This is a genomic window from Sphingopyxis sp. C-1, from assembly GCF_001047015.1.
GTDB lineage: Bacteria > Pseudomonadota > Alphaproteobacteria > Sphingomonadales > Sphingomonadaceae > Sphingopyxis.
In genome coordinates, this window is the sequence record NZ_BBRO01000001.1 from 2,256,718 (window position 1) to 2,281,901 (window position 25,184).

Below are 25,184 nucleotides of genomic sequence, written 5' to 3' on the forward strand. Positions count from 1 at the left end.
ATGCGCGGACTTGTCCATCACATCGACCTGACCGTCACGGACAAGAGCCGCTCGCGGGTCTTCTACGGCGCGGTGCTCGGCTTCCTCGGCTACCGCCGTTCGGCCGATTATGATCATGGCAGCGACTGGGACCACGCGGGCGAGCCCTTTCACTCGATCGGCATTATCGAAGCGCGCGGCGATGGCGCAAACCGCACGCACGATCGTTATTCGCCGGGGCTCCACCATCTCGCATGGACCGCCGACAGCCGCGACGACGTCGACGCGCTTCATGATTTGTTGCGCAGCATCGGTGCGGAGATCCTCGATCCGCCCGCGGATTATCCGCGTTATGGACCGACCTATTACGCCGTCTTCTTTGCCGATCCCGATGGATTGAAGCTAGAGTTTGTGTTCGGGGCGACTGGACCGTGAGCGACACATTGCTCACCGCCCTGCAATATTATGGCGCCGCCGCCGCGACGCTCGCGGCGCTGCTCGTATCGCTCAACCTGGGCGAGCGGTGGAACGGCTGGGCCTTCGTGATCTTCGTGACGAGCAGCCTGGCGCTGATCGCATGGGGCTTTCTCCAGCCCGACAGCGAAGGCATCGGGTGGCAGAATGTCGCCCTACTCGGCATCAATCTGGTCGGCGTCTACAGCCATCTGATCCGCAAGAAGCCCGCCGCAAAGAATGAGGGCGGAGCATGACGCCCCGCCCCAATGCTTTATCCCCAGACGCGGACGCGCTTGTCGGGCGCGAGGTAAAGCTTGTCGCCTTCCTTGACGTCGAACGCCTTGTACCATGCGTCGAGGTTGCGAACCGTCAGCGCGCGGTACATGCCCGGCGCATGGCCGTCGGTCGCGACGCGCGCGCGCAGCGCCTCGGCACGCATCTTGGTCGCCCAGGTCTGCGCAAAGGCGATGAAGAAGCGCTGATCGCCGCTGAAGCCGTCGATCACCGGCGCTTCCTTGCCGCCGAGCGACGCGCGATAGGCGTCATAGGCCGCCTGAAGCCCCGCGACGTCGGCGATATTCTCGCCCAGCGTCAGCTTGCCGTTGATCGCAAGGTCGGGGAACGGCTTATAGGTGTCGAACTGCGCCGCCAGCGCATCGCCCGCAGCGTTGAACTTCGCCAGATCCGCCGCAGTCCACCAGTTGCGAAGCGCGCCCGTGGAATCGAAGGCAGCGCCGTTGTTGTCGAAGCTGTGGCTGATCTCATGCCCGATCACCGCGCCGATCGCGCCATAATTATACGCGGGGTCGGCCTTGGCATTGAAGAAGGGCGGCTGCAGGATCGCGGCGGGGAAGTTCAGCGCATTCTGCACCGGCAGGTTCACTGCGTTGACGGTCTGCGGGACCATCCACCATTCGCCCTTGTCCATGGGTTTGCCGATCTTGGCGAGTTGGTGCGCATATTCGGCTTTCTGTCCGGCAACCTCGTTCGCATAGGCGTCGGCGCCGACGGTGTAGCTGCCATAGTCGCGCCACGTGTCGGGATAGCCCACGCCCACGGCAATGGTTTCAACCTTCTTGATTGCTTCTTTCTTCGTTGCGGGCGCCATCCAGTCGATCGTGTTCACCCGCGTGGCAAAGGCGGCCTTGATGTTCTTCACCATGTCGCCGACTTCGGCTTTGGCCGAGGCGGGGAAATATTTGTCGGCATAAGCCTTGCCCACCGCATCGCCGAGATAGACGTCGAGCGCGTCGAGCGCGCGCTTTTCGCGGCCGCGCTGCTGCGGCGTGCCCGCCATCGTCGTGCCGTAAAAGGCGAAATGTGCGCTATCGATCGCGCTCGGCAGCACGTCGCTGTGGCTGTTGATCTGGTGAAAGGCGAGCCAGTCTTTCCACGCATCGAGCGGTTCGGACGCGACAAGCGCCGACAGACCGGTGATCGCACCCGCATGATAGGCGCCGAACTTGCCCGCACCATCCAGCTTGGCAGCGGCAAAGAAAGCCGGCCAATCGATACCCGGCGCCTTCTTCGCGAAATCGCCCTTGGCCCAGACGTCGGCGGACTTGGTGAAATCCTCACTCTGTTCGCGCGTCGCATGCGCTTTCGCGATCTTGACCTCAAGGTCATAGATGCGCTTCGCCTTGGCGGCGGCGTCGCTCTGGCCGGCAGCGGTCAGCAGCTTGGCGATATAGGCCTGATAGGCCGTACGGATCGTCGCCATCTTGGGGTCGGCCGACAGATAATATTCACGCTCGGGCATGCCGAGGCCGCCTTGCAGCAGATAGGGAATGACCTCGCCCGGAGTCGCGAGCCCCTGTGTAACAAAGACGCCGAACAGATTTTCGGTCTGGAAATTGGTTGCATTGAGCGGATCGACATCGGCGCGAAGCTGTTCGCCCAGCACCTTCGACAGCGCAGCCTTGTCGGTGATCGCGGCGAAGCGCGCCAGGTCGGCGGCGACGGGTTTCATGCCGGCGGCATCGATGGCCTTCACATTGATAAAGGCCTTATAGAAGGCGGCGATCCGGCCCCCATTGGTGTCGGGCGCCGCATCGCCCTTGACGATCGCATCGACCAGTTCGCGGTTGCGCTTTTCGGTTTCGAGCTGCGCGACGTAAAAGGCGCCGATGGAAGAGCGGTCGGCGGGAATCTCGTTCGCCTTGTCCCAATTGCCGTTGGCATAGGCGTAGAAGTCGTCGCCGGGCTTCACGCCCGTATCCATCGCTGCCTTGCTGATCCCGATATCGGTGCCGACGGTGTAAGCGGCGGAACTGTCTTTGCCGCTGCTGCAGGCGACGGGCCCGGCAAGGATCGCGGCGGAGGACAGAAGAACGGCAAAGACAGCTTTTTTCATAGAAATGACCTTATTTTGTCACGGACAGGCAGGCGGCCAAGGCGTGGGAAAATCCGGTTTCAATACCAACCATTTTCGGCCTGCTGCGCTTTTCAATCGACGAGCGACGGGTTAGTTCCGAACCGACTTCCAGGAGAGATGTTACAGTGAGCGCACCGGTTCTTGGCACCAACATCAATGCGGACAGCGAAGAATATCGCACCCGCAGTACGCACAATCGCGCGCTCGCCGATGCGTTGCGCGACGCGGTCGCGGAGGCCGCGCTCGGCGGCAACGAAAAGTCGCGCGAACGCCACACGAGCCGCGGCAAGCTGCTCCCCCGCGAGCGTGTCGAACGACTGCTCGATCCCGGCTCGCCCTTCCTCGAAATCGGCCAGCTTGCGGCGAACGACCTTTATGAAGGCGAAGTTCCGGGCGCCGGCCTGATCTGCGGCATCGGGCGCGTGTCGGGGCGTCAGTGCATGATCCTATGCAACGACGCGACGGTGAAGGGCGGCACCTATTATCCGATGACGGTCAAGAAGCATCTGCGCGCGCAGGAGATTGCCGAGGCGAACCGCCTGCCCTGCATCTACCTCGTCGACAGCGGCGGCGCGAACCTGCCGCATCAGGATCAGGTGTTTCCTGACCGCGATCATTTCGGGCGCATCTTCTTCAATCAGGCGAATATGTCGGCGAAGCGCATCCCGCAGATCGCCTGCGTCATGGGAAGCTGTACCGCTGGCGGTGCCTATGTCCCCGCGATGTCGGACGAGACCGTGATCGTGCGTAATCAGGGCACGATCTTCCTCGCCGGCCCCCCGCTGGTAAAGGCCGCGACGGGCGAAGAAATCAGCGCCGAGGATCTGGGCGGCGGCGATCTGCACGCCAAGAAATCCGGGGTCGTCGACCATCTCGCCGAGAATGACGAGCATGCGCTGACCATCGTCCGTGACATCGTCAGCCATCTTGGCGAAGACAAGGGGTTCGAGGTGCCGATGAAGGCCCCGCGCCCGCCCAAATATGCCGGCGAGGAGATCTATGGCGTCGTGCCCGACGACGTGCGCGCGCCATATGACGTGCACGAAGTCATCGCGCGCATCGTCGACGGCAGCGAGTTTCATGAGTTCAAGGCGAACTACGGCAGCACGCTCATCTGCGGCTTCGCGCATATCTGGGGCATCCCGGTCGCGATCCTCGCGAACAATGGCGTGCTGTTCAGCGAAAGCGCGGTCAAGGGCGCGCATTTCATCGAACTGGCGCAGCAACGGCGCATCCCGCTGCTCTTCCTCCAGAACATCAGCGGTTTCATGGTCGGCGGTAAATATGAAGCCGAAGGCATCGCCAAGCATGGCGCAAAGCTGGTTACGGCGGTGGCCACGGCGACGGTCCCCAAGATCACCGTGTTGATCGGCGGCAGCTTTGGCGCCGGCAATTACGGCATGTGCGGGCGCGCTTACTCCCCGCGTTTCCTGTTTAGCTGGCCCAACAGCCGGATCAGCGTGATGGGCGGCGAGCAGGCGGCGTCGGTGCTGGCGACCGTCCACCGCGACGCCGACAAATGGACGCCGGAGGAAGCCGAAGCCTTCAAGGCGCCGATCCGCCAGAAATATGAGGATGAGGGCAACCCCTATCACGCGACCGCGCGCCTTTGGGACGATGGCATCATCGACCCCGCGCAGACGCGCGACGTACTCGGCCTCGCCTTCGCCGCCACGCTGAACGCCCCGGTCGAGGACCGCGGCTTCGGCGTGTTCCGGATGTGACGACGATGAGCGACGCACCCGACCGCCTGTTCATCCTCGATCGCGAGTTCGACGATCCCGCTTTTCCGGGGTCGAGCTTTTATTGCCGCGATTGCATCCTCGTCGAAGGGCTGCTCGCGATGTTTCCCGAGCGTACCACCCATCTCGAGGTCATCCGCGTGCCATGGCCGCGCCCGCGTCCGCTCGTCGTCGAGGCGATGGGCGAAGCGAACCAGAACCTCCCTGCCCTTGTCTTTTCCGATGGCGGGTTCGTGAACGACATCAAGCCGCTGCTTGAAGCGCTCCATACCCGTCACGGCTTTCCGGAACCTCATCCATGATCCAGTCCCTCCTTATCGCCAATCGCGGCGAAATCGCCTGCCGCATCATCCGCACCGCGCGCGAGATGGGCATCCGCACCGTCGCCGTCTATTCGGACGCCGACGCCAACGCGCTGCATGTGCGCGAGGCCGACGAGGCCGTGCATATCGGCCCGTCCCCGGCACGTGAATCCTATCTGATCGGCGACAAGATCATCGCCGCCGCAAAAGCCACGGGTGCCGAGGCGATCCATCCAGGATACGGCTTCCTCTCCGAAAACGCCGAATTTGCGCAGGCGGTCGCCGATGCCGGGCTCGTCTGGGTGGGGCCGAAACCTTCGTCGATCACCGCGATGGGCCTCAAGGATGCCGCCAAGAAACTGATGGCCGATGCCGGGGTGCCGGTGACGCCCGGCTATATGGGCGAGAATCAGGATCCCGACTTCCTCGCCGAACAGGCGGCACAGATCGGCTATCCGGTACTGATCAAGGCAGTCGCGGGCGGCGGCGGCAAGGGGATGCGCAAGGTCGACGCCGCCCCCGATTTCCTCGACGCCCTCGCCTCGTGCCAGCGCGAAGCCGCCGCATCTTTCGGCAACGACCATGTGCTGATCGAGAAATATATCCTGACCCCGCGCCATATCGAAGTGCAGGTGTTCGGCGACAGCCACGGCAATGTCGTCCACCTGTTCGAGCGCGACTGCTCGCTGCAGCGCCGCCACCAGAAAGTGATCGAGGAAGCCCCCGCCCCCGGCATGGACGAAACAACGCGCGAAGCGCTGTGCGCCGCCGCCGTGCGCGCGGCGAAGGCCGTCGATTATGTCGGCGCGGGGACGATCGAGTTTATCGCCGACGCGTCGGAGGGCCTGCGCGCCGACCGCATCTGGTTCATGGAAATGAACACGCGCCTGCAGGTCGAGCATCCGGTGACCGAGGAAATTACGGGCGTCGATCTCGTCGAATGGCAGCTTCGCGTTGCATCGGGCGAGCCGATCCCGCTGGCGCAGAACGAGCTCGCGATCAACGGCTGGGCCATGGAAGCGCGGCTTTATGCGGAAGACCCCACCAAGGGCTTCCTGCCGTCGATTGGCACGCTCGAACTGTTCCAGCTTCCCGAGCATATCGGCCGCGTCGATACCGGCGTCTATGAAGGCGCCGAAGTCTCGCCCTTCTACGACCCCATGATCGCCAAGGTCATCGCCTGGGGCGAGGACCGCGAGGAAGCGCGCGAATTGCTGTCGGAGATGCTGGAGGACAGCGCGATCTGGCCGGTAAAGACCAATTCGGCCTTCCTCATCAACGCGCTCGATCACCCCGATTTCGTTGCGGGCACGGTCGATACCGGGCTGATCGGCCGCGACGGCGACGCGATGACCGAGGAGCCGGTCCCGACGGCACAGGCGCTGACCAACGCCGCGATGGCGATGGTACCGCGTGCGCTGCAATCGGGCTTCCGCCTCAACGCGCCCGACGTCCGCAGCGCCCCCTTCCTGCTTGACGGCAAGCGCGTCGAGGTCGAACTCCACGGGCCGGGTGCGGAGGAGCCGTCGCCCGCGATGCTCGTCGCCGAGGGCGGATCGGTGTGGCAACTGACCCCTTGGCGGGCCGAAGGCAGCGCTGGCGGTGCGGCCGGCGACGGTGCGATCCTGTCGCCGATGCCCGGCAAGGTCATCGCGGTCGAGGTTGCTGCGGGCGACAAGGTAACCAAGGGGCAGAAACTGCTCACGCTCGAAGCGATGAAGATGGAGCATAGCCTGACCGCGCCGTTCGACGGCGTCGTGGCCGAACTCAACGCGACGGCCGGCGCGCAGGTGCAGGTCGAGGCATTGCTCGCGCGGATCGAAAAGGACGACGTATAATGGCAGGCAAATATTTCGACGAATGGGCGATCGGCGACACGCTGACCCATGACATCCGCCGCACGGTGACCGAGACCGACAATCTCCTCTTCACAACGATGACCCACAATCCGCAGCCGCTGCACCTGGATATCGAGGCCGCGAAGGCGTCGGAATTCGGCCAGATCCTTGTGAACGGCACCTTCACCTTCAGCCTGATGGTCGGGCTGTCGGTCGGCGACACGACGCTCGGCACGCTCGTCGCGAACCTCGGTTACGACAAGCTGGTGATGCCGAAACCGGTGTTCATCGGCGACACGCTTCGCGCCGAATCCGAGGTCGTTGGTCTCAAGGAGTCCAAATCGCGGCCGAATGCGGGTATCGTGACTTTCCTGCACCGCGCGATCAACCAGCGCGATGAGATCGTCTGCCAGTGCGAACGCTCCGCCCTGCTCAAGAAGAAAGCCGCCTGATGCGCCTCCGCTCCCTCCTTTTCGTTCCCGGCGACCGCCCCGAGCGCTTTGCCAAGGCGGCGGCGTCGGGCGCCGACGCAATCATCCTCGACCTTGAGGATTCGGTTTCGCCCGCGAACAAGGAGGCAGCCCGCGCTACGGTGGCCGATTATCTGGCGGGTGAGCGCGAGGTCGTGACCCTCGTTCGCGTCAATCCGCTCGACGGCCATATGACCGCCGCCGACGTCGCTGCCATCGTCGCCGCGCGTCCCGACGCGATCATGCTGCCAAAGGCCGAAGGCGCGCCGAGCATCGCGCAACTCGACACGATCCTGCGCAGCGAATCCGCACGCGACGCCTCGCTGCCGCCGATCCTGCCGATCGCGACCGAAACCCCTGCGGCCATCTTCACGCTCGGCAGCTACCGTGAGGTGAAGGACCGCCTGCTTGGTCTGACCTGGGGCGCAGAGGATCTGCCCGCGGCAATCGGCGCGGCGACGAGCCGCGAAGCCGATGGCAGCTACACCTCACCCTATGAGGTCGCGCGCGCGATGACACTGTTCGCGGCGCACGCCGCAGGGGCGGCGGCCATCGATACGGTATTTCCGGCTATCAAGGACGTGGCCGGCCTTACCGCTTATGCCGTGCGTGCCCGCCGCGACGGCTTCACAGGCATGATGGCGATCCATCCGTCGCAGGTCGAACCGATCAACGCCGCTTTCACGCCTTCAGCCGACGAAGCGGCGCGCGCGCAAGCAATAGTCGACGCCTTCGCCGCCAATCCCGGCGCAGGCGTGTTGCAGGTCGATGGCAAGATGGTCGACGCGCCCCACCTGAAACAGGCGAAGCACATCCTTTCACTGGCGGATTAACGCGCCGCCGCTCTTTCCCAAAATAAATCGGCTAGCGGCTCTTCCGCCCAAATGGCCGGTGGTGCTTCATCCAGTTCCGGCCGCGATGCCAGCTTTTCCTGAGGCCGCGTTCGGTCAGGCCTTCGAACATCGCGTCGGGGCTCGTCGGATCAAGCAGTTCATTGTCGGCGATGAATTCGTCCATCGGCCCCGGGGGCACAAGGTCGAGAAGTTCGAGCGAACGCCCCTTGCCGCGCAGCGCCTCGACCGTGTCGATCAGCGATCCGACGCGCTTGAAGGTCGCCGCCACCTCCTCTTCCGACACGTCGAGATGCTCGGCGATCAACGACGTGCGGAGGCGCGCGATTGTGGGCTCGACGCCCTTGTTCGCCGGGAGCGCCGCGTCGATCGTGACGTCGCACTCGCTGTCCAGCCCCATCGAGCGATTGTTCATATTGGCCGATCCGACGCGGATCATCCGGTCGTCGACGATCGCGGTCTTTGCGTGGACGTAGATCGGTTCGCCGCGCTTCGTGCGCGGATAATAGACTTTCAGCCGGTCGCCATGCTTCGCCTTGGCAATCTCCCGCACCAGTTGCACGCGCGCGGCATCCATCGCCATCTGCTCCAGCCAGCCGTCAGCGGTTTTCGGCATCACCATCACGAATTCGGGCGGATCGTCTTCGTTCAACCGCTCGGCGATCGCGGCGGCGATCTTGCCGGAGGTGAAATATTGATTCTCGAAATAGATGAAGCGGTCGGCCGCAGCGATCATGTCCAGATAAAGCTGCTCGATCTCGCGGATTTCCCCGACATCGTCATATTCGGCGCGGGTGCGCGAGATCGCAACATCGACGCCTTCGAAATCGGGTTCCAGGTCGTCGGGCCAATTTTCGCCCTCCCCCTTTAGATCGCGCAGCGGCTTTTTGGTCGCGCGTTGCCAGCGCTCGTTACCCAGGTCGGCGAGCGCGTTGCCAACGGGTCCGGCGAGGATCATGGTGCTGTCATGCCACGGCATATAGGCTTTGCCGTCGGGCGCGGTGCGGTGAGGGTCGCCGTCCTTATGCTCGCGCGTATCCCAGCGACGCGATCCGACGTCGATGCCACCGCACACCGCCAGATGATCGTCGAACACCGCAACCTTCTGGTGATGGCTGCATCCGACGGGGTGCGCACTGTCGAGGCGGAAGCTTATCGAGCGCGTCAGTTTCCAGCGCGCCACCATCGACAGGATACGCGGCATCGCGAATTGCTTCAGCCCGCCGAAATTCCAACGCAGGATGTCGATGTCGCGATCGGGCTTTTCATGCGCGAGCCGCAACAGATAATCGCCAAGCGGTTCGCCCTTGCCGTCCTTGTCGGGCTTCAGCGCAATCCGCGGATCAAAGTCCCAGCCAATAAGCAGGATACGCTGCCGCGCATCGGCCATCAGCCGTTCCAGCAGCGCAAAATAGTCGGCGGCGTCGACGATCATCCGCGCCTTGTCGGCGCGTTCGATCCGCCAGCAATTACGCCCTTCGACGACTATCGGTTTCAGCACGGTCCCCATCGCCGCCACCACGCATCATGGCGGCGATGGTTGCAAGCCTAATGTTCAGGCTGCGGCGAACTGTTCGGGAGCGAGCGCCATCATCGCCTCGCTGCCCGCCTCGATCTTGCGGCGGAGCGACCCGGCATCGGGCAGGAAACGTTCGCCGAAATAGCGCGCGGTGACGAGCTTGGCCTCAAGGAAATCCTTGTTGCCGCGACCTTCGGCCAGCGCCTTCTGCGCCGCCTCGGCCATCATCAGCCACATCGAACCCAGCGCGACGATCCCCATGATGTGCATATAATGATGGGCGCCGGCACCGATATTGTTCGGGTTCGTCATGCCGTTCTGCATGAACCACATCGTCGCGGCCTTGAGCTCGCCATTGGCCTTTTCAAGGCGCGTCGCGAAGTCGGCGAGCGCTTCATTGCCCTTGGCGCGGCCGCATTCCTCGTCGACGACGGCAAAGAAGGCCTGAATCGCACGGCCACCATTCTGCGCGAGCTTGCGACCGACAAGGTCCATCGCCTGCACGCCGTTCGCGCCTTCATAGATCATCGTGATGCGCGCATCGCGGACATATTGGCTCATGCCCTGCTCTTCGATGTAGCCGTGGCCGCCGAACACCTGCTGCGCATTGGTCGCGACCTCATAGCCCTTGTCGGTGCCAAAGCCCTTGATCACGGGCGTCAGCAGGCTGACGAGGTCGTCGGCGCGCTGACGCTCTTCCTCGCTCTCGGCGACATGTGCCAGATCGACCTGCAGCGCACCCCAGGTGCACAGCGCGCGCAGCCCCTCGACCGTTGCCTTGCCGTCCATCAGCATGCGGCGGACGTCGGGATGAACGAACAGCGGGTCTGCCTTTTCCTGCGGATCCTGCGGGCCAGTGAGCGCACGGCCCTGACGGCGGTCTTTCGCGTACTGGACCGCATTCTGGTATGCGACGTCGGCCTGGCCGAGCCCCTGAATACCGACACCGAGGCGCGCAGCGTTCATCATCACGAACATCGCGGCCAGGCCCTTATTCTCTTCGCCGACCATCCAGCCTTTTGCCCCGTCATAATTCATGACGCAGGTCGAATTGGCATGGATACCCATCTTATGCTCGATCGATCCGCACGAAAGAGTGTTACGATCGCCCAGCGAACCGTCTTCATTCACGATGAACTTCGGTACGATGAACAGCGAGATACCCTTAACGCTGTCGGGCGCGTCGGGCGTCTTCGCCAGGACGAGGTGAATGATATTGTCGGTGAGGTCATGCTCGCCCGACGAGATAAAGATTTTCGTGCCCGTGACGGCATAGCTGCCGTCACCGTTCGGGACGGCACGCGTGCGGATGAGCCCGAGATCAGTCCCGCAATGCGGTTCGGTCAGGTTCATCGTCCCGCCCCATTCGCCCGCGATCATCTTGGGGACATAGGTCGCCTTCTGCTCGTCCGAACCCTTGACGAGGATCGCCGCGGTCGCACCCTGCGTCAGCCCCGGATACATGGCGAAGGCCTGGTTGGCGGCGTTGCGATATTCCTCGACCGGAAAGCCGATGACGTGCGGCAGACCCTGGCCGCCGAATTCCTCAGGCGCGGTCAACAATCCCCAGCCCGCTTCCGAATAGGCCTTATAGGCTTGCTTGAAACCCTTGGGCGTCGTCACCGATCCATCGTCGTGGCGCGTGCATCCTTCGAGGTCGCCCGACTGGTTGATCGGGAACAGCACTTCCTCACAGAATTTGCCTGCTTCGGTTAGCACTGCCTCGATCATGTCGGGGGTCGCATTGGCGAAACCGGGCAGGTTCGCATAGCGCTCGATCCCGAGCACGTCGTTGAGGAGGAAGAGAGTGTCCTGCACGGGAGCGCGATAGACGGGCATGGGGTATCCTTCTGAAAAGCAGGTAGCGATGTCACACTTGCCTGGGGAGAGGCTTCAGTCGACCTTTCGACCGGCGTCGACTTTTTTCACCATATCGATGAACCGCGACAATTCCTCGACAGCGCTGTCGATGTCGTCACGCTGACGTTGCAGCAAGCCGATACGCTGTTCGCATTTCTCGATCGTCACCTGGCGCTGCGTCTTGCGACCATCGCCGACGTCGTAAAGGTCGATCATCTCGCGAATGTCGGCAAGGCTGAACCCCGTGCGCTTCGCGCGCAGAATCCACGCCAACCGCGCGCGATCGCGCTTCGAATAGATACGCGACAAACCTTTGCGCGAAGGGCTGATCAGCCCTTCGTCCTCATAGAAACGCAGCGCGCGGGCGGTGACCCCGAACTCGGTCGACAAGTCGGTGATGCTGAATTGTTCGCGCCCCAGATGGTCGGGCGTATCGATATGGGCGTGGCCATATTGTTCGGTCATGCCGATGAAACTAGTTTCCGTTGACGTGAACGTCAATACCGGCGGCGCGGGTCATTTCGAGGCAGTTCCGCCTCCGCAAGGACGCTGCATATTGCCGCGCCGATCGGCGATCCGCAAGTCCCCCGCATCGTCCGCCGACCAGCTCGCCCGCGGCAGCCGCAAACCCGACAGCGAGGCGCGATCTGGGCACAGGCGCGCGCATTGCGCCGGCAGGCTTCCCGGCAATCGCAATTCATCCTCTTCCTCATGGACAAGCGCATCGCAGCCGTCGACACCGGCAAAACGCATCCGCCAGCCATCGCCCTCGCGCGTCATCGTTCCGGACGCGGTGCACGAGACGCTGGGACCGAATGCCGCGGTGACCGCAAAGCGCCAGCTTCCCGCGCCGTCGGCGACGACGCACATCGCATCGCGGCCCAAATCGTGGGTGCGCTCGAACACTCCGACCGGGCTGACGGCGTCCGAATGCACGACACCGCGCTGGCGCGCCGCGACTTCAAGCGGATTGTTCGCATCGACGCCTTTCGCGCCGTCCTCCGGCGCTGGCCGATTGCAGCCCGTGAGGAACAGCGCCGCCAACGTGAGCGCAGCGCTAACCCTGCGCATCGTCGGACAGAAAGGTCAGGCTGCCATCGGCCTCGACACGGCGATAAAAGCACGATCGACGGCCGGTGTGACAGGCGGGGCCCGCCGGCTTCACGCGGAGCAGCAACGCATCCTGATCGCAATCGACGCGCATCTCGACCATGGTCAGGCCGTTGCCCGACGTTTCGCCCTTCCGCCACAAAGCCTGCCGCGACCGCGACCAGAAATGCGCCTGCCCCGTCGCGCGGGTCTGCTCGATCGCTTCGGCATTCATGTGCGCGACCATCAGCAGAATATGCGTATCGGCGTCGGTGACGATCGCCGTCACCAGTCCAGCGGCGTCGAAGCGCGGAGAAAATCGGTCGGTCGTGTCGCGCTGATCATCCATAAATGGCGCTTTAGAGCAGGTTTGGCGGCGCTGTCACCCCATGCTTCGCCCGCCATGTGACAAATGCGTGATTAGGGGGGCGACATTTGCGATTGCCGTCCCTATATGCGCCGCAGTCACTGCCCCCCTGCCCCTGGAACGACATGCTGACGACCCATCCTTTTGACGACGACAAGCTCCGCGAGGAGTGCGGCGTATTTGGTATTCATGGCGCCGATAGCGCCGCTGCGGTAGTCGCGCTGGGCCTCCACGCCCTGCAACACCGTGGACAGGAAGCCGCAGGCATAACCGCCTTCGACGGCAAGGAATTCCACACCCACCGCGCGATGGGCCATGTCGCGGGCAATTTCGACCGCGACGACATCATGCGCCAGTTGCAAGGCGGATCGTCGATCGGCCATGTCCGCTATTCGACCACTGGCGAAACCGCGCTGCGGAACGTCCAGCCATTGTTCGCGGATCTCGCGACGGGCGGCTTTGCGGTGGCTCACAATGGCAACATTTCGAACGCGGCAGCGCTACGCAAAGTACTCGTCCGCCGGGGTTCGATCTTTCAGTCGACCAGCGATACAGAGGTCATCATCCACCTCGTCGCGACGTCCAACTATCGCTCTTTGCTCGATCGGTTCATCGATGCGCTGAAGCAGGTCGAAGGCGCCTATTCGCTGATCTGCCTGACCGCAGAGGGCATGATCGGCTGCCGCGACCCGCTTGGCATCCGCCCGCTCGTCATCGGAAAGCTTGGCGATGCGCATATCCTGGCGTCGGAAACCGTGGCGCTCGACGTCGTCGGCGCCGAATTCGTGCGTTCGGTCGAGCCTGGCGAACTCGTCATCATTCGCGATGGCCAGTTAACCTCGCATCGCCCCTTTGCCGACCATCCGGCGCGGCCCTGCATCTTCGAATATGTCTATTTCTCGCGCCCCGATTCGATCGTCGACGGCACCAGCGTCTATTCGGTGCGCAAGGCAATCGGCGCCGAACTGGCGCGCGAAAACCCGGTCGAAGCAGACCTCGTCATCCCGGTCCCCGATTCGGGTACGCCCGCAGCGATCGGTTATGCGCAGGAATCGGGCATCCCATTCGAACTCGGCATCATCCGCTCGCACTATGTCGGACGCACCTTCATCCAGCCGGGTGACAAGGTCCGCCACCTGGGCGTGAAGTTGAAGCACAACGCCAACCGCGCGCTGATCGCGGGCAAACGTATCGTGTTGATCGACGATTCGATTGTGCGCGGCACGACCAGCCTCAAGATCGTGCAGATGATGCGCGACGCGGGCGCGACCGAAGTGCATATGCGCATCGCAAGCCCGCCGACGCAGCATAGCTGCTTCTATGGCGTCGACACCCCTGAGCGCGCCAAATTGCTCGCAGCGCAGATGAGTGTCGGCCAGATGGCGAATTTCATCAACGCCGACAGCCTGTCATTCATCTCGATCGACGGCCTTTACCGGGCGCTGGGCGAAGTGAAGCGCAGCGACGACGCTCCGCAATATTGCGACGCCTGCTTTACCGGCGACTATCCGACCACGCTGACCGATTTCGATGAGCATGGGCTGGAAGATCAATTTTCCCTGCTTGCCGAACGGGTTGTTTGACACAATGAATACGACGTCTAAGGAACTGGCGGGCCAGGTTGCGCTCGTCACTGGGGCGAGCCGCGGCATCGGCGAAGCGATCGCGGAATCGCTCGCCGCGCGCGGGGCGCATGTCGTGATCACAGCGCGTACCGCGGGCGGGCTCGAAGAACTCGAAGACCGCATCCACGAAGCTGGCGGCAGCGCGACGATCGCGCCGCTGGACCTGACCGACGGCGACAGCATCGCGCGCCTCGCGAGCGCGATCGCCGAGCGCTGGCAGCAGCTCGACATGCTCGTGCTCAACGCGGCAATGCTCGGCACGCTTACCCCCGTCGCCGCGATCGACGGCAAGGAATTCAACAAGCTGCTGACGCTGAACCTGATCGCGCAGCAGGCGCTGATCGCCAATTTCGATCCGCTGCTGCGCCGCGCGGCCAGCGGCCGGCTGATCGCGCTGTCGAGCAGCGTCGCACGCGAACCGCGCGCCTATTGGGGCGCCTATGCCGCGTCCAAGGCGGCATTCGAGGTCCTGGTGTCGAGCTATGGTGCCGAAATGCGCAACATCTCGACCGTGCGCACCGCGATCCTCGATCCCGGCGGCACGCGGACGCAGATGCGCGCGCGCGCTTATCCCGGCGAAGACCCGCAAAGCATCAAGGACCCCGCAGCGGTCGGCGAATTTGTCGCCGGGATGATGGTCGAAGGGTTCGAAAGCACCACCTTCCACGCGTTGCCCAAGGTCATGGAAAAAGCTTAACGCCATCTTCGTTTTCCTGCGCTAAGACACTCGCATAAGAGGGTTTGCGAGGGCGCATTAATGACCAAGACTATTTTGCGGTCGGCGATTGCCGCGGTGATCGGCATCGTCGTCGCGTTCGGGCTGATCTGGCTCGCCCAATATGCCGGCAGCGAGATTTCGCCCGATGTCTATGACCCCAATAGCGGCGAAGTGCTGATTCCGATCGGATCGACGATCGCGCTGATCGTCGGCTGGTTTATCGGCACTTTTGGTGGCGGCTGGTTCGCGATGCGCATTTCGGCGGGCACCGGCCCGGGCTGGATTGTCGCGGGCTCCGTGATCGGCGCCGCGCTTTATCGCGCTGTCACGCTCGCAGACACCTGGTGGATCATGGCGCTGGGCGTCGCCGTCCCGCTTGTCGCGGTGTGGCTGGCCCAACGCGCGACGGCAACTGTCGTCGACTGACGTCCTTCGCCCCCGCGAACGCCGGGGCGACGACAACCTTGCACAACGCCGATAACAGCCCCCGCCTTCGCGGGGGCGACGATTATCTGGGTTCTTTGTCCACAGCCGCCTGCACGCTCTTGTAAAAAGCCTCGCGTGCTGCGCCGACGCCCTCGGGATCGGTCGCCGTCGGCCAATTCCCATTCGAAGCAATCACAAGCTTTCGCTTCGGATCGATGAAAATGCCCTGCCCGAAGATGCCCTGCGCGGCGAAGCTGCCGTCGTCGTTGGTCCACCATTGATAGCCATAGCCGCGCCCCGGCAGGTCGATGCCGGCCTGCTTGGTGGTCGCAGCGGGCAGCCAGTCGTCGGGCAACACCTTCTTGCCGCCTGCTACCCCGCCATTCAGGATGAACTGACCAAAGCGCGCATAATCCTTGAGGCTCGCCGACATGCAGCAGCCGCTGATCTCATGCCCCGTCGCGCCGAGCATCCACACTGCATCCTGCTCCATGCCGAAGGGCTTCCAGACCTTTTCGGAAAGATATTCCGACAGCGTTTTGCCCGTAGCGCTCGATACGAGCACGCCGATCAAATTGGTCTCTCCGGTCTTGTAAACCCACTTCGACCCCGCGGGTGCTTCGCGTGGCAAGGTCTTCATATAGCTGACCGTTATATCCTCACCGGCAACCGGCTTCTGCAAGTTGAATAGCGCCACATCCGACTTGGGGTCAGTATAATCCTCGTTCCATTTGACCCCGGAGGTCATGGTGAGCAGCTGCTTCACCGATACATCGTCATAGGCCGACCCTTTGAGGCCGGGGATATAGGCGGTGACCTTGTCGTCGAGGCTCTTGATATAGCCGTCCTTCACCGCGGCGCCGACGAGCGTCGACGTAAAGCTTTTGGCGACCGAGAAGCTCGTCCAGCGCCCAGCGGCGCCATAGCCGAGGGCATATTTCTCGAACCGGACTTTGCCGTCCTGCACGATAATCAGGCCCGCATTGCGCTGTTTCGCCATATAGGCGTCGACATCGGTCCCGAGATCGAGCGGCGCGCCCTGCGGTAGCGGATAGACCGGGCCGCCCGCCTTGACCGTGTTGACCACCACCTTGGGAACCGTCTCCATCGTACGGAAAGCGGCGTCGCGTTGATCCTGGGTCCAGAACAGCACATTCAGATCCTTTGGCAGTTGATTGGTTTTCTCAGGTGCCGTGGGCGCGCTGCACCCGGCCGCCGCAGTGCACAGCAGCACCGCCGCCAAAAATCTTCGCATGTGGTTTCCTCCCCTGTTTTTCAGGCTGTCTTTTCGAGTGTGACTTGCGCGACGTCGATGCCGCCTCCGCGAAAGCCCCCTTCGCAATATTGCAAATAGTAACGCCAAAGCCGCACGAAACGGGCGTCGAAACCCGACGGAAGCTGGTCCGCCGCGACCGCCGCGTCGAAACGCTCGCGCCACTGGCGCAGCGTCTCGGCATAATCGCCGCCGAACCGGCGAACATCGCGCCAGGCAAGTCCACGCGCCTCGGCGAGCGCCCGAAAGCGGCTTTCCGAAATCAAGCAACCGCCCGGGAAGATATAGGCCTGAATAAAGTCGCTGCTGGCCGCATAGCGTTCGAACAGCGCATCATTGATCAATATATACTGGATCGCGGCCTTTCCGCCGGGACGCAGCAGTCGCGCGATCGTGTCGAGATAGGCGGGCCAATAGGCTTCGCCAACGGCTTCGACCATCTCGACGCTGGCGATCGCGTCATAGGGGCCCTGCACGTCGCGATAGTCGCAGATCTCGATACGCGAGCGATCCGACAGGTCGACCATCGCAAGCCGCGCGTCGGCGATTTCGGCTTGCGCTGGCGAAAGGGTGATGCCGGTGTAAAGCACATCGTGACGTTCCACCGCACGTTCGGCAAGCGCACCCCAGCCGCAGCCAATCTCTAGCAGTCGGCTTCCCGATCTGAGGTCGAGCCGGTCGAGGATCGCGTCGACCTTCGCCGCCTGCGCTTCCTCCAGCGACTGAGCGGGATCGGTGAACAGCGCACTCGAATAGTTCATACTCGGGTCGAGCCACAAGCGATAGAAATCATTGCCCAAATCATAATGGGCATGAATATTCCGCTTTGCCCCGCGCCGGTCGTTGCGGTGGAGAGCGTGGATGGTCTTGTTTAGCCAACGCCATGGCCCATGCGCTCGCCCTACGTTGCCCAGAGTTTCGCCGTTGCGCATGAAAAGGTCGAACAGCGGCACCGGATCCGGCGACGACCATTCGTCGGCTTCCCACGCGCGGTACCAGCCCACCGAACCCGAAAGCGCGAGCCGCGCCAGTGCCGCCCAGCTATGGAGATGGACCACCGCCGTCGGCCCCTTGCCGCGGCCACCGAGCAGGCGCACGCTGCCGTCGGGCAGATGGCCCTCGATCGTGCCTAGCGCGAGGCCCGCGTCGATCCGGTCGAGCATCCGGTGAAAAAGCGCCCCCGGGGCCAGCGCGAGCAGCCGCGCCATTCCGCCGCCCGAGCGATAGGCACGGTCGGCGCGGAGCAGTTCCTTACCGCGGCGCGGGCTGACATGCGTGTTCATTCACACCTTCCTGCCTCAAACGCATGCCGCTGACAATCGGTTGAAACACGTGACGCCATGACGTCACGCGCGGCCGTCATTCGGGATAGCTCGCGGTGTCGGGCGCAGTCAGCCGGACCTGAAAGCGGTCCTGCGCAAGCGGATGCATGAAACGCTGGTCGCGAAGTAAAATAGCATCGCCTTGCCTTTGCGCCACCGGCATGCGCGACCAGAAAAGAAAGGCGCGCGCCGCGGGATCGGCCTTGACCCATGTCGCGAGACGCGGATCGTCCATTCCGGTTGGTGCGCCGGTCAGATCGACGTGACCGCCGACGCCGGGAACAAAGCTCGCGGTGCCGTAGCGGTCGGCGGTCCGCCAGAAAATGTCGCGTTTCCAGAAGGCGAGCGGCGGCGGGCTCGCGACGACGAGCGCATCCTTCCGTCCCCCAGCCTCCAGCGCGCGCGACGTCATGCGCTCGGCAGCACCCGTGATTGCGCCGTTCGCGAGAATATAAGCACAAACGGCCGTGAAGCCGATCGAAGCCGGGCGCTGCCAGTTGGCCGCGCCACGGCGTTCTCCACGCAGGGACAGCCAGACCGAGACGCCGAGCGCAATCCATATCCACAGATCGATGATGAAGATGCTGTCGCCATAGAACCAGCGGTGGCTGAACGGTTCGAGCAGGCGGATACCGTAATTGTTGAGCCAGTCGAGCGCAGGATGGCTGAAGCAGCCGATATAGGCGAGCGCGAGCAACCAGCCCTTGTCGATCGGCAGGCGCCCCGCCGGACGCTTGCCGCGTCGTTCCTGCCAGCGGTCGAACGCGATCATCAGCGCCCACAGCAGGATCGGCAGCAGCAGAAGCGCGATCGGCCCGTGCGTGACCCCGCGCCGCATCGAGAGCGATTCGATGCCATAAATGGCACATCCCGCATCGATATCGGGCAGATTTGCCGCGATGATCAACGTCGGCATCGCCAGACCGGTTTTTCGCTTGAGCCCCATCTGGCCCAGAACCGCGCCGACGAGGCTATGCGTCAGATTATCCATGACGGCGGAAAATCAGAGTTCGGGCCCGCCTTCAGTCACCGTCCAGGTCTGGCCCTTCTTGAGCAGGCTCTGGAGATCGGCAGTCTTACCCTCGGCAGCCGCCTTGTTCTGACGGACGACATCGGCCTCGAAGGTCGGCCGCGGGTCGTCATAGAGGACGCCCAAAGCCATCGGAAATTCGCCGAAGCGCATTTCGACGAGCATATGCGCGACGCTGCGGTTGGTGACGTCATGCACGATCACGCCCGCTGCCTGCCAGTCGCCATCGACGACATCGACGTTCTTGAGGTGCAGCGCCTCGGCGTCTAGCGCGATACCCTTGGTGCCCTTGGCATAGAGCATCGGTTCGCCCTGCTTGAGCCAAAGTTGGCGGTCCTCGGCACCCTTTGGCGCCGCGAAATCCTCGAACACGTCTTTGTTATAGACGATACAATTCTGAAAAATCTCGATAAAAGCGGCGCCCTTGTGCGCATGCGCCGCCTTTAGCACATTCGGCAATTCCTTCGACACGTCGAAACCGCGCGCGACGAAACGCGCGCCAGCTCCGAGAGCGAAGGCTGCGGGCTGCGCCGGGCGGTCGACCGAGCCGTAGGGCGTCGACGGGCTGGTCGTGCCAACGCGGCTTGTCGGTGAGTATTGCCCCTTGGTCAGGCCGTAAATCTCGTTGTTGAACAGCATGATCTGGCAATCGAGATTGCGGCGGATCAGGTGCATCGTGTGATTGCCACCGATCGACAGGCCGTCGCCGTCGCCGGTGACGATCCACACGTCGAGGTTCGGATTGGCGAGTTTCAGCCCCGTCGCGAACGCCGGCGCACGCCCATGGATCGTGTGGAAGCCATAGGTTTCCATATAATAGGGAAAGCGCGACGAGCATCCGATGCCGCTGATGAACACGGTATTTTCGGGCGCGGTGCCGATTTCGGGCATCGTGCGCTGCACCGCCTTCAGAATCGCATAGTCGCCGCAGCCGGGGCACCAGCGGACTTCCTGATCGGTTTCCCAATCCTTGAGCGTCGTCGGGCGCGCGATGGTGGTCATCTCGTTCATGCGAGCGCTCCTTCGATAGCGGCTTCGATTTCTGCGATGGTGAAGGGCTGGCCCGACACCTTGTTCACGGGCTTGGCGTCGACCAGATATTGGTCGCGCAGTACCGTCTTGAGCTGGCCGGTGTTCATTTCGGGTACGATCACACGGTCAAAGCTCTTGAGCAGCTCGCCGAGATTGGCAGGCAGCGGCCAGATATGGCGGATATGGACGTGGCTGACGTCGAGCCCCTCGGCGCGCTTGCGGCGCACCGCCTGATGGATCGGCCCGAAAGTCGAGCCCCAGCCTACGACCGCGAGCTTGCCGCCCTCGGCACCAAGTTCGACGATCTGGTCGGGAACCTTGATCCCGTCGATCTTATCCTTGCGGATATCGGTCATCGCCTGATGGTTTTCGGGGGCATAGTTGATGTGCCCGGTGTCGAGTTCCTTCTCGATCCCGCCGATACGGTGCAGGAGGCCCGGCGTGCCGGGCTTCACCCACGGGCGCTTCAGATTTTCGTCGCGGCCATAGGGCTTGAAACCGTCCTCGGGCGCCTCGGTCAGGAATTCGACTGGGAAGGCCTCATAAGTCGTGAGATCGGGAACTGCCCAGGGCTCGGCCGCATTGGCAATATAGCCGTCGGTCAGCAGCATCACCGGGGTCATATATTTCACCGCGATGCGCACCGCTTCGATCGCGCATTCGAACGCATCGCCTGGTGATCGTGCGGCAATGACGGGCATCGGCGCGTCGCCGTTGCGGCCATAGACCGCTTGATAGAGATCCGACTGCTCGGTCTTGGTCGGCAGGCCCGTCGAGGGGCCGCCGCGCTGCGAATTGACGATGACGAGCGGCAGCTCGGTCATGATAGCGAGGCCCATCGCCTCGCCCTTCAGTGCGATGCCGGGTCCCGAAGAGCTGGTGACGCCAAGCGAACCCGCATAGCTCGCGCCGATCGCCGAACAGATGGCCGCGATTTCGTCCTCGGCCTGAAAGGTCGTGACGTCATATTCCTTGAGCCGCGACAGATGATGCAGGATCGCAGACGCCGGGGTGATCGGATAGCCCCCGAAGAACATGGGAAGTTCGGCAAGCTGCGCGCCCGCGACAAGGCCGAGCGCGATGCCCTCGGCGCCGGTCAGCGTGCGATAGAGCCCGGGCGCGACCGGCGCGGGGTCGACATGATGCTGCTTGAGCGGCCCTGCGAGTTCGGCGGTTTCACCATAGGCGTGGCCCGCGTTAAGCGCGGCGACGTTAGCGGCAGCTAGATCGGGCGCCTTCGCGAATTTCGCGTTGAGCCAGTCGATTAGCGGCTGCCGATCGCGATCGAACATCCAGAGCGCAAGCCCCAACGTCCACATATTCTTGCAGCGCAAGGCTTCCTTGTTGCCAAGGCCAAAGGGCTTCACGGCGTCCATCGTCAACTGGCTGATATTGAGCTTGAGAAGCTGCCACTTTGCGAGACTGCCGTCGTCGAGCGGGTTCGCCTCATATTTCGCTTTGGCGAGGTTGCGGTCGTTGAACTCGCCCTCGTCTGCGATGATCAGCCCGCCCGGCTTCAGTTGCGGGACATTGGTCTTGAGCGCCGCGGGGTTCATCGCAACGAGCACGTCGGGTGCGTCGCCCGCGGTATCGATCGCCGACGATCCGAAATTGATCTGAAAGGCGGAGACGCCGAACAGCGTGCCCTGCGGCGCACGGATTTCGGCGGGAAAATCCGGGAAGGTCGCAAAGTCGTTGCCCGCAAGCGCTGACGACAAGGTAAACTGACCACCGGTCAACTGCATCCCGTCGCCGCTATCGCCGGCAAATCGTACCACCACTGCATCCGAAAGGGGGGACTGCCGTTTGTCGGCCTGGTCCACTACCGCTGTCGCCATCGTCTCTTCTGCCTTAATCTTGCGAACCTATGACATTGGCCTAGGCCCCTGCGCGCCAAGCCGCAATTGAGAAAAAATTGTGAGCCGCAAAGGGTGAAGCATAGGTGAGTTTCATTTCGGGATTGAATTTGCTCCGCCGATACCGAATAGCATGACGAAAATGGCGATCAGGGAGAGACGCAGATGACCGACGGCACCACCCATTTCACGCGCCCCGATGTGGCGGCTTTCCTCGCCTTCCTGAACGCGCAGGAAGGTCCGAAGATGGAAGAAATGCCGCCGGAGGGCGCTCGCGAAATGTTCCGGATGATGGGGCAGCTTGCCGACGTGCCGCGCGGCGACATCGCAAAGGTCGAGGATAAGAGCATTCCTGGGCCTGCGGGCGACATCGCGATCCGCATTTATGATAGTCGGCCCGACCGCGAAGCTGGCCCCGTCATGGTCTTTTATCATGGCGGCGGCTGGGTGATCGGCGATCTCGACACTCACGATCCCTATTGTGCCGAGGCGGCGCGGCTACTCGACATACCGGTAATCGCGGTCGATTATCGCCTTGCGCCCGAACACCCCTTCCCTGCCGCGCCGGTCGACTGCGAGGCCGCGACCCGCTGGGTTGCCGACAACATCCCCTGCACCGGACTGGTCCTTTCGGGCGAAAGCGCCGGGGGCAATCTGACGATCGCCACCGCGCTCGCGCTTCGCGACAAGCCTGCGTCGAAACCCGTGATCGCAATTCATCCGATCTATCCCGCAGTCACGACGCATGACGACTGGCAGAGCTATCGCGATTTCGGCGAAGGCCATCTGCTGACCACGGGCAGCATGACCTGGTTCGGCAATCATTATGCCGCCGACCCCGCCGATTATCGCGCCTCGCCGCTCGATTTCCCCGCCGAGGGCCTGCCGCCAACGCTGCTGATCACCGCCGGGCTCGACCCGCTGCGCGATCAGGGCCGCGCCTATGCCGCAAAGCTGATCGAGGCCGGCGTGCCCACCACCTACCGCGAGGCGACGGGCACGATCCACGGCTATATCAATCTGTCGCAGGGCATTCCGAGCGCAAAGGAGGATATTCGCGGGGCATTGACCGTATTGAAAGCGATCGTCGCCGAAGCTACCGGGGCGGCATGATCGATCATAGCAAACTCCCCTACCGCCCCTGCGCGGGCGTCATGCTCGCCAATCGCGACGGCCGCGTCTTCGTGGGTCAGCGGCTCGATACGTCGAGCGAAGCCTGGCAGATGCCGCAGGGCGGGATCGACGACGGCGAGGACGCCGAGCAAGCGGCGATCCGCGAACTCGGCGAGGAAACCGGCATTCATGGCGGATTGGTAGAAATCATCGCGCGCAGCCGCGAGGAATATTTCTATGACCTGCCTGATCATCTCATCGGCAAGATGTGGGGCGGCAAATATCGCGGCCAGCGCCAGCACTGGTTCCTGATGCGCTTCATGGGCGAGGACAGCGACGTCAACATTCGCACCAAGCATCAGGAATTTCGTGCGTGGAAATGGGCCCAACTGAACGAGATCGAAAAATTGATCGTGCCGTTCAAGCGCGCGCTTTACCGGGGGCTGGTGGAGGAATTCGGCCCCCTCGTCTGATCCTTGAGGAACAGCGCGGTAGGGAAGACGTCGGAGAACATTTCTGGCGTCAGCCGACCGGTGTTCGTGTTGTAGCGCGAGCAGTGATAGCTATCGACCAGATATCGTCCATCGGGGAGCGCGTGGACCGCGCCATGGTCGAAGGGAAAGGCTGAAAGCCTTGCTCCCGCGGCCCGTAGCGTAGCATCATGTGCGATGCGCCCCAGCGCGATAATTACACGAGCCTTCGGCAGGGCCGCCAGTTGCGTCTCGAAAAAGGGGCGACAGCTTGCGATTTCCGCTGGCGTTGGCTTGTTTTGCGGCGGCAGGCATTTGACGCTGTTGACGATAATTGCGCCGTCGAGCATCAACCCGTCGTCGATCCGCGCATTATAGCATCCCTTGCTCAACCCGAATTCGGCGAGCGTCGCAAACAACAGATCGCCAGCATAATCGCCCGTGAATGGCCGGCCGGTCCGGTTCGCACCATGCTTGCCCGGTGCGAGTCCCGCAAATGCGAGCCACGCGTCAGGATCGCCGAATGCATAAACTGGCGCGTTCCACCAATCGGGATACTCAGCCTGGCATTCGCGCCGCAATGCGACGAGCCGCGGGCAGCGCGGGCAATCGCGCGGCGGCTCGGTACCGGGCAATGGGCTGTCAATCTCCACATATCTGCGATAGGCGCACGTTTATGAGCAACGCAATGCCGCTTCCCCTTTATGCAATCGGTCTCGGCTCGAACCGGCGCCACGTGCGGTTCGGCGACCCGCGCGCAGTGTTGCTAGCCGCTCTCGCGGCGCTGGAGAGCGACGATATCGAGGCGGTCGACGCCAGCCCGATCATTGCAAGCGACCCCATCGGCCCGTCGCGCCGCCGCTATGCCAACGCCGTCGCCCTCGTCGCCTCGTCGCTGAGCCCACCCGAAATGCTCGAGCGGCTACAAACGATCGAAGCGAGCTTCGGCCGCCGTATGGGCCAGCGCTGGGGCGCGCGAACACTCGATCTCGATATCCTGCTCTGGTCGGGCGGCGCCTGGGCGGACGGAACGCTCACGATCCCCCATCCCGCGATCGAACAGCGTGCTTTTGTCCTTGGCCCGCTGCGCGCGATCGTCCCTGAATGGCAGCATCCCCTGCACGGTCGCAGCGTCCGTCAACTTGCCGCGCGCCTTTCGCGTCCAAAGCCGGTTGACCGGGCCGCATCGGCGCACTAGGGCGGCGGCTCACTTCGCAAGCCCGCTTCGGCGGCAGCGCGATGGGCCCTTAGCTCAGTCGGTAGAGCAACTGACTTTTAATCAGTAGGTCGCTGGTTCGAACCCAGCAGGGCTCACCACTCCCCAAAGACGATCCTTTACTTGGGTGAGATGCGCGCCATCTCTGCTGACTGCGACGTGCAGCATAGTCGTTGCAGCTCTTACCTGAGAATTTACCATTGCCCAGCTATGACCGGTAACGGCTGTCGGCTTCGCTCGTCCCGAAGGCAGTGGT

At 63.1% G+C, this 25,184-nt stretch carries 25 protein-coding genes and 1 tRNA gene; 14 read left to right on the forward strand and 12 right to left on the reverse strand.

What is annotated here, in order from left to right:
- Both SC1_RS10635 and SC1_RS10640 read left to right on the forward strand, forming a co-directional pair.
- A complete protein-coding gene (locus SC1_RS10635; protein ID WP_062181192.1) occupies positions 1-414 on the forward strand; it encodes a VOC family protein in 414 nt (137 codons plus the stop codon).
- On the forward strand, positions 411-689 hold the full coding sequence (locus SC1_RS10640) for a hypothetical protein (protein ID WP_062181195.1): 279 nt from the start codon (positions 411-413) through the stop codon (positions 687-689). The genes SC1_RS10635 and SC1_RS10640 overlap by 4 nt, the downstream gene beginning before the upstream one ends.
- A 17-nt stretch (positions 690-706) precedes the next feature.
- Here the strand turns inward: SC1_RS10640 and SC1_RS10645 are convergent, their stop codons facing one another.
- Complete coding sequence (locus tag SC1_RS10645; RefSeq protein WP_062181198.1) at positions 707-2,788, reverse strand: M13 family metallopeptidase; 2,082 nt, start codon at positions 2,786-2,788, stop codon at positions 707-709.
- Positions 2,789-2,934: 146 nt separating this feature from the next.
- Between SC1_RS10645 and SC1_RS10650 the strand changes: the two genes are divergently transcribed.
- The 5 genes from SC1_RS10650 to SC1_RS10670 are packed head-to-tail and all read left to right on the forward strand — an operon-like array spanning position 2,935 to position 7,994.
- Positions 2,935-4,533, forward strand: coding sequence for a carboxyl transferase domain-containing protein (locus SC1_RS10650; RefSeq protein ID WP_062181201.1), 1,599 nt, complete (start codon positions 2,935-2,937; stop codon positions 4,531-4,533).
- A gap of 5 nt (positions 4,534-4,538) precedes the next feature.
- On the forward strand, positions 4,539-4,853 hold the full coding sequence (locus tag SC1_RS10655) for a DUF3088 family protein (RefSeq protein ID WP_062183959.1): 315 nt from the start codon (positions 4,539-4,541) through the stop codon (positions 4,851-4,853).
- The gene (locus SC1_RS10660; protein WP_062181204.1) at positions 4,850-6,691 is read left to right on the forward strand and encodes an acetyl/propionyl/methylcrotonyl-CoA carboxylase subunit alpha; all 1,842 of its coding nucleotides are present in this window, start codon (positions 4,850-4,852) and stop codon (positions 6,689-6,691) included. Before SC1_RS10655 ends, SC1_RS10660 begins: the two co-directional genes overlap by 4 nt.
- Positions 6,691-7,143, forward strand: a complete 453-nt coding sequence (locus SC1_RS10665; RefSeq protein ID WP_062181207.1) for a MaoC family dehydratase — start codon at positions 6,691-6,693, stop codon at positions 7,141-7,143. Before SC1_RS10660 ends, SC1_RS10665 begins: the two co-directional genes overlap by 1 nt.
- A complete protein-coding gene (locus SC1_RS10670; RefSeq protein WP_062181210.1) occupies positions 7,143-7,994 on the forward strand; it encodes a CoA ester lyase in 852 nt (283 codons plus the stop codon). The genes SC1_RS10665 and SC1_RS10670 overlap by 1 nt, the downstream gene beginning before the upstream one ends.
- Before the next feature lie 31 nt (positions 7,995-8,025).
- Here SC1_RS10670 and SC1_RS10675 read toward each other — a convergent pair whose 3' ends face one another.
- The 5 genes from SC1_RS10675 to hisI are packed head-to-tail and all read right to left on the reverse strand — an operon-like array spanning position 8,026 to position 12,829.
- On the reverse strand, positions 8,026-9,513 hold the full coding sequence (locus SC1_RS10675; RefSeq protein ID WP_238586654.1) for a phospholipase D-like domain-containing protein: 1,488 nt from the start codon (positions 9,511-9,513) through the stop codon (positions 8,026-8,028).
- A 54-nt stretch (positions 9,514-9,567) separates the two neighbouring features.
- Positions 9,568-11,370, reverse strand: a complete 1,803-nt coding sequence (locus tag SC1_RS10680) for an acyl-CoA dehydrogenase C-terminal domain-containing protein (RefSeq protein WP_062181216.1) — start codon at positions 11,368-11,370, stop codon at positions 9,568-9,570.
- A gap of 54 nt (positions 11,371-11,424) precedes the next feature.
- Entirely contained in the window at positions 11,425-11,856 is a 432-nt protein-coding gene (locus tag SC1_RS10685; RefSeq protein WP_062183962.1) for a MerR family DNA-binding transcriptional regulator, read from the reverse strand.
- Between the two features lie 51 nt (positions 11,857-11,907).
- On the reverse strand, positions 11,908-12,462 hold the full coding sequence (locus tag SC1_RS10690) for a hypothetical protein (protein WP_062181219.1): 555 nt from the start codon (positions 12,460-12,462) through the stop codon (positions 11,908-11,910).
- Complete coding sequence (hisI, locus tag SC1_RS10695; RefSeq protein ID WP_062181222.1) at positions 12,449-12,829, reverse strand: phosphoribosyl-AMP cyclohydrolase; 381 nt, start codon at positions 12,827-12,829, stop codon at positions 12,449-12,451. The genes SC1_RS10690 and hisI overlap by 14 nt, the downstream gene beginning before the upstream one ends.
- Before the next feature lie 143 nt (positions 12,830-12,972).
- Between hisI and purF the strand changes: the two genes are divergently transcribed.
- The 3 genes from purF to SC1_RS10710 are packed head-to-tail and all read left to right on the forward strand — an operon-like array spanning position 12,973 to position 15,616.
- Positions 12,973-14,430 (forward strand): amidophosphoribosyltransferase, encoded by a 1,458-nt coding sequence (gene purF, locus SC1_RS10700; protein WP_062181225.1) that lies wholly within the window; start codon positions 12,973-12,975, stop codon positions 14,428-14,430.
- Positions 14,431-14,434: 4 nt separating this feature from the next.
- Positions 14,435-15,169 (forward strand): SDR family NAD(P)-dependent oxidoreductase, encoded by a 735-nt coding sequence (locus SC1_RS10705; RefSeq protein ID WP_062181228.1) that lies wholly within the window; start codon positions 14,435-14,437, stop codon positions 15,167-15,169.
- A 60-nt stretch (positions 15,170-15,229) separates the two neighbouring features.
- A complete protein-coding gene (locus tag SC1_RS10710) occupies positions 15,230-15,616 on the forward strand; it encodes a hypothetical protein (RefSeq protein WP_062181231.1) in 387 nt (128 codons plus the stop codon).
- Between the two features lie 82 nt (positions 15,617-15,698).
- On the opposite strand, the gene SC1_RS10715 is transcribed toward SC1_RS10710, so the two are convergent.
- The 5 genes from SC1_RS10715 to SC1_RS10735 all read right to left on the reverse strand — a co-directional run bounded on the left by SC1_RS10715 (position 15,699) and on the right by SC1_RS10735 (position 22,111).
- The gene (locus SC1_RS10715) at positions 15,699-16,871 is read right to left on the reverse strand and encodes a serine hydrolase (protein ID WP_062181233.1); all 1,173 of its coding nucleotides are present in this window, start codon (positions 16,869-16,871) and stop codon (positions 15,699-15,701) included.
- 20 nt (positions 16,872-16,891) lie between these two features.
- Positions 16,892-18,172, reverse strand: coding sequence for a cyclopropane-fatty-acyl-phospholipid synthase family protein (locus SC1_RS10720; protein WP_062181236.1), 1,281 nt, complete (start codon positions 18,170-18,172; stop codon positions 16,892-16,894).
- Between the two features lie 76 nt (positions 18,173-18,248).
- Entirely contained in the window at positions 18,249-19,202 is a 954-nt protein-coding gene (locus tag SC1_RS10725; protein WP_062181239.1) for a metal-dependent hydrolase, read from the reverse strand.
- 12 nt (positions 19,203-19,214) lie between these two features.
- Positions 19,215-20,252, reverse strand: a complete 1,038-nt coding sequence (locus tag SC1_RS10730; RefSeq protein WP_062181242.1) for a 2-oxoacid:ferredoxin oxidoreductase subunit beta — start codon at positions 20,250-20,252, stop codon at positions 19,215-19,217.
- Entirely contained in the window at positions 20,249-22,111 is a 1,863-nt protein-coding gene (locus tag SC1_RS10735; RefSeq protein WP_062181245.1) for a 2-oxoacid:acceptor oxidoreductase subunit alpha, read from the reverse strand. The genes SC1_RS10730 and SC1_RS10735 overlap by 4 nt, the downstream gene beginning before the upstream one ends.
- Positions 22,112-22,294: 183 nt before the next feature.
- Between SC1_RS10735 and SC1_RS10740 the strand changes: the two genes are divergently transcribed.
- Entirely contained in the window at positions 22,295-23,242 is a 948-nt protein-coding gene (locus tag SC1_RS10740) for an alpha/beta hydrolase (RefSeq protein WP_062181257.1), read from the forward strand.
- The gene (locus tag SC1_RS10745; RefSeq protein ID WP_062181260.1) at positions 23,239-23,715 is read left to right on the forward strand and encodes an RNA pyrophosphohydrolase; all 477 of its coding nucleotides are present in this window, start codon (positions 23,239-23,241) and stop codon (positions 23,713-23,715) included. Before SC1_RS10740 ends, SC1_RS10745 begins: the two co-directional genes overlap by 4 nt.
- On the opposite strand, the gene SC1_RS10750 is transcribed toward SC1_RS10745, so the two are convergent.
- Positions 23,676-24,365: a uracil-DNA glycosylase gene (locus SC1_RS10750; protein ID WP_062181262.1), complete on the reverse strand. Its 690-nt coding sequence runs from the start codon at positions 24,363-24,365 to the stop codon at positions 23,676-23,678. The genes SC1_RS10745 and SC1_RS10750 overlap by 40 nt on opposite strands.
- A 23-nt stretch (positions 24,366-24,388) precedes the next feature.
- On the opposite strand from SC1_RS10750, the gene folK reads away from it, so the two are divergent.
- Together folK and SC1_RS10760 are read left to right on the forward strand one after the other, a co-directional pair.
- Positions 24,389-24,910: a 2-amino-4-hydroxy-6-hydroxymethyldihydropteridine diphosphokinase gene (folK, locus tag SC1_RS10755; protein WP_152682361.1), complete on the forward strand. Its 522-nt coding sequence runs from the start codon at positions 24,389-24,391 to the stop codon at positions 24,908-24,910.
- A gap of 43 nt (positions 24,911-24,953) precedes the next feature.
- A tRNA-Lys gene (locus SC1_RS10760) sits at positions 24,954-25,029 on the forward strand.
- The last annotated feature ends 155 nt before the right edge of the window (positions 25,030-25,184 follow it).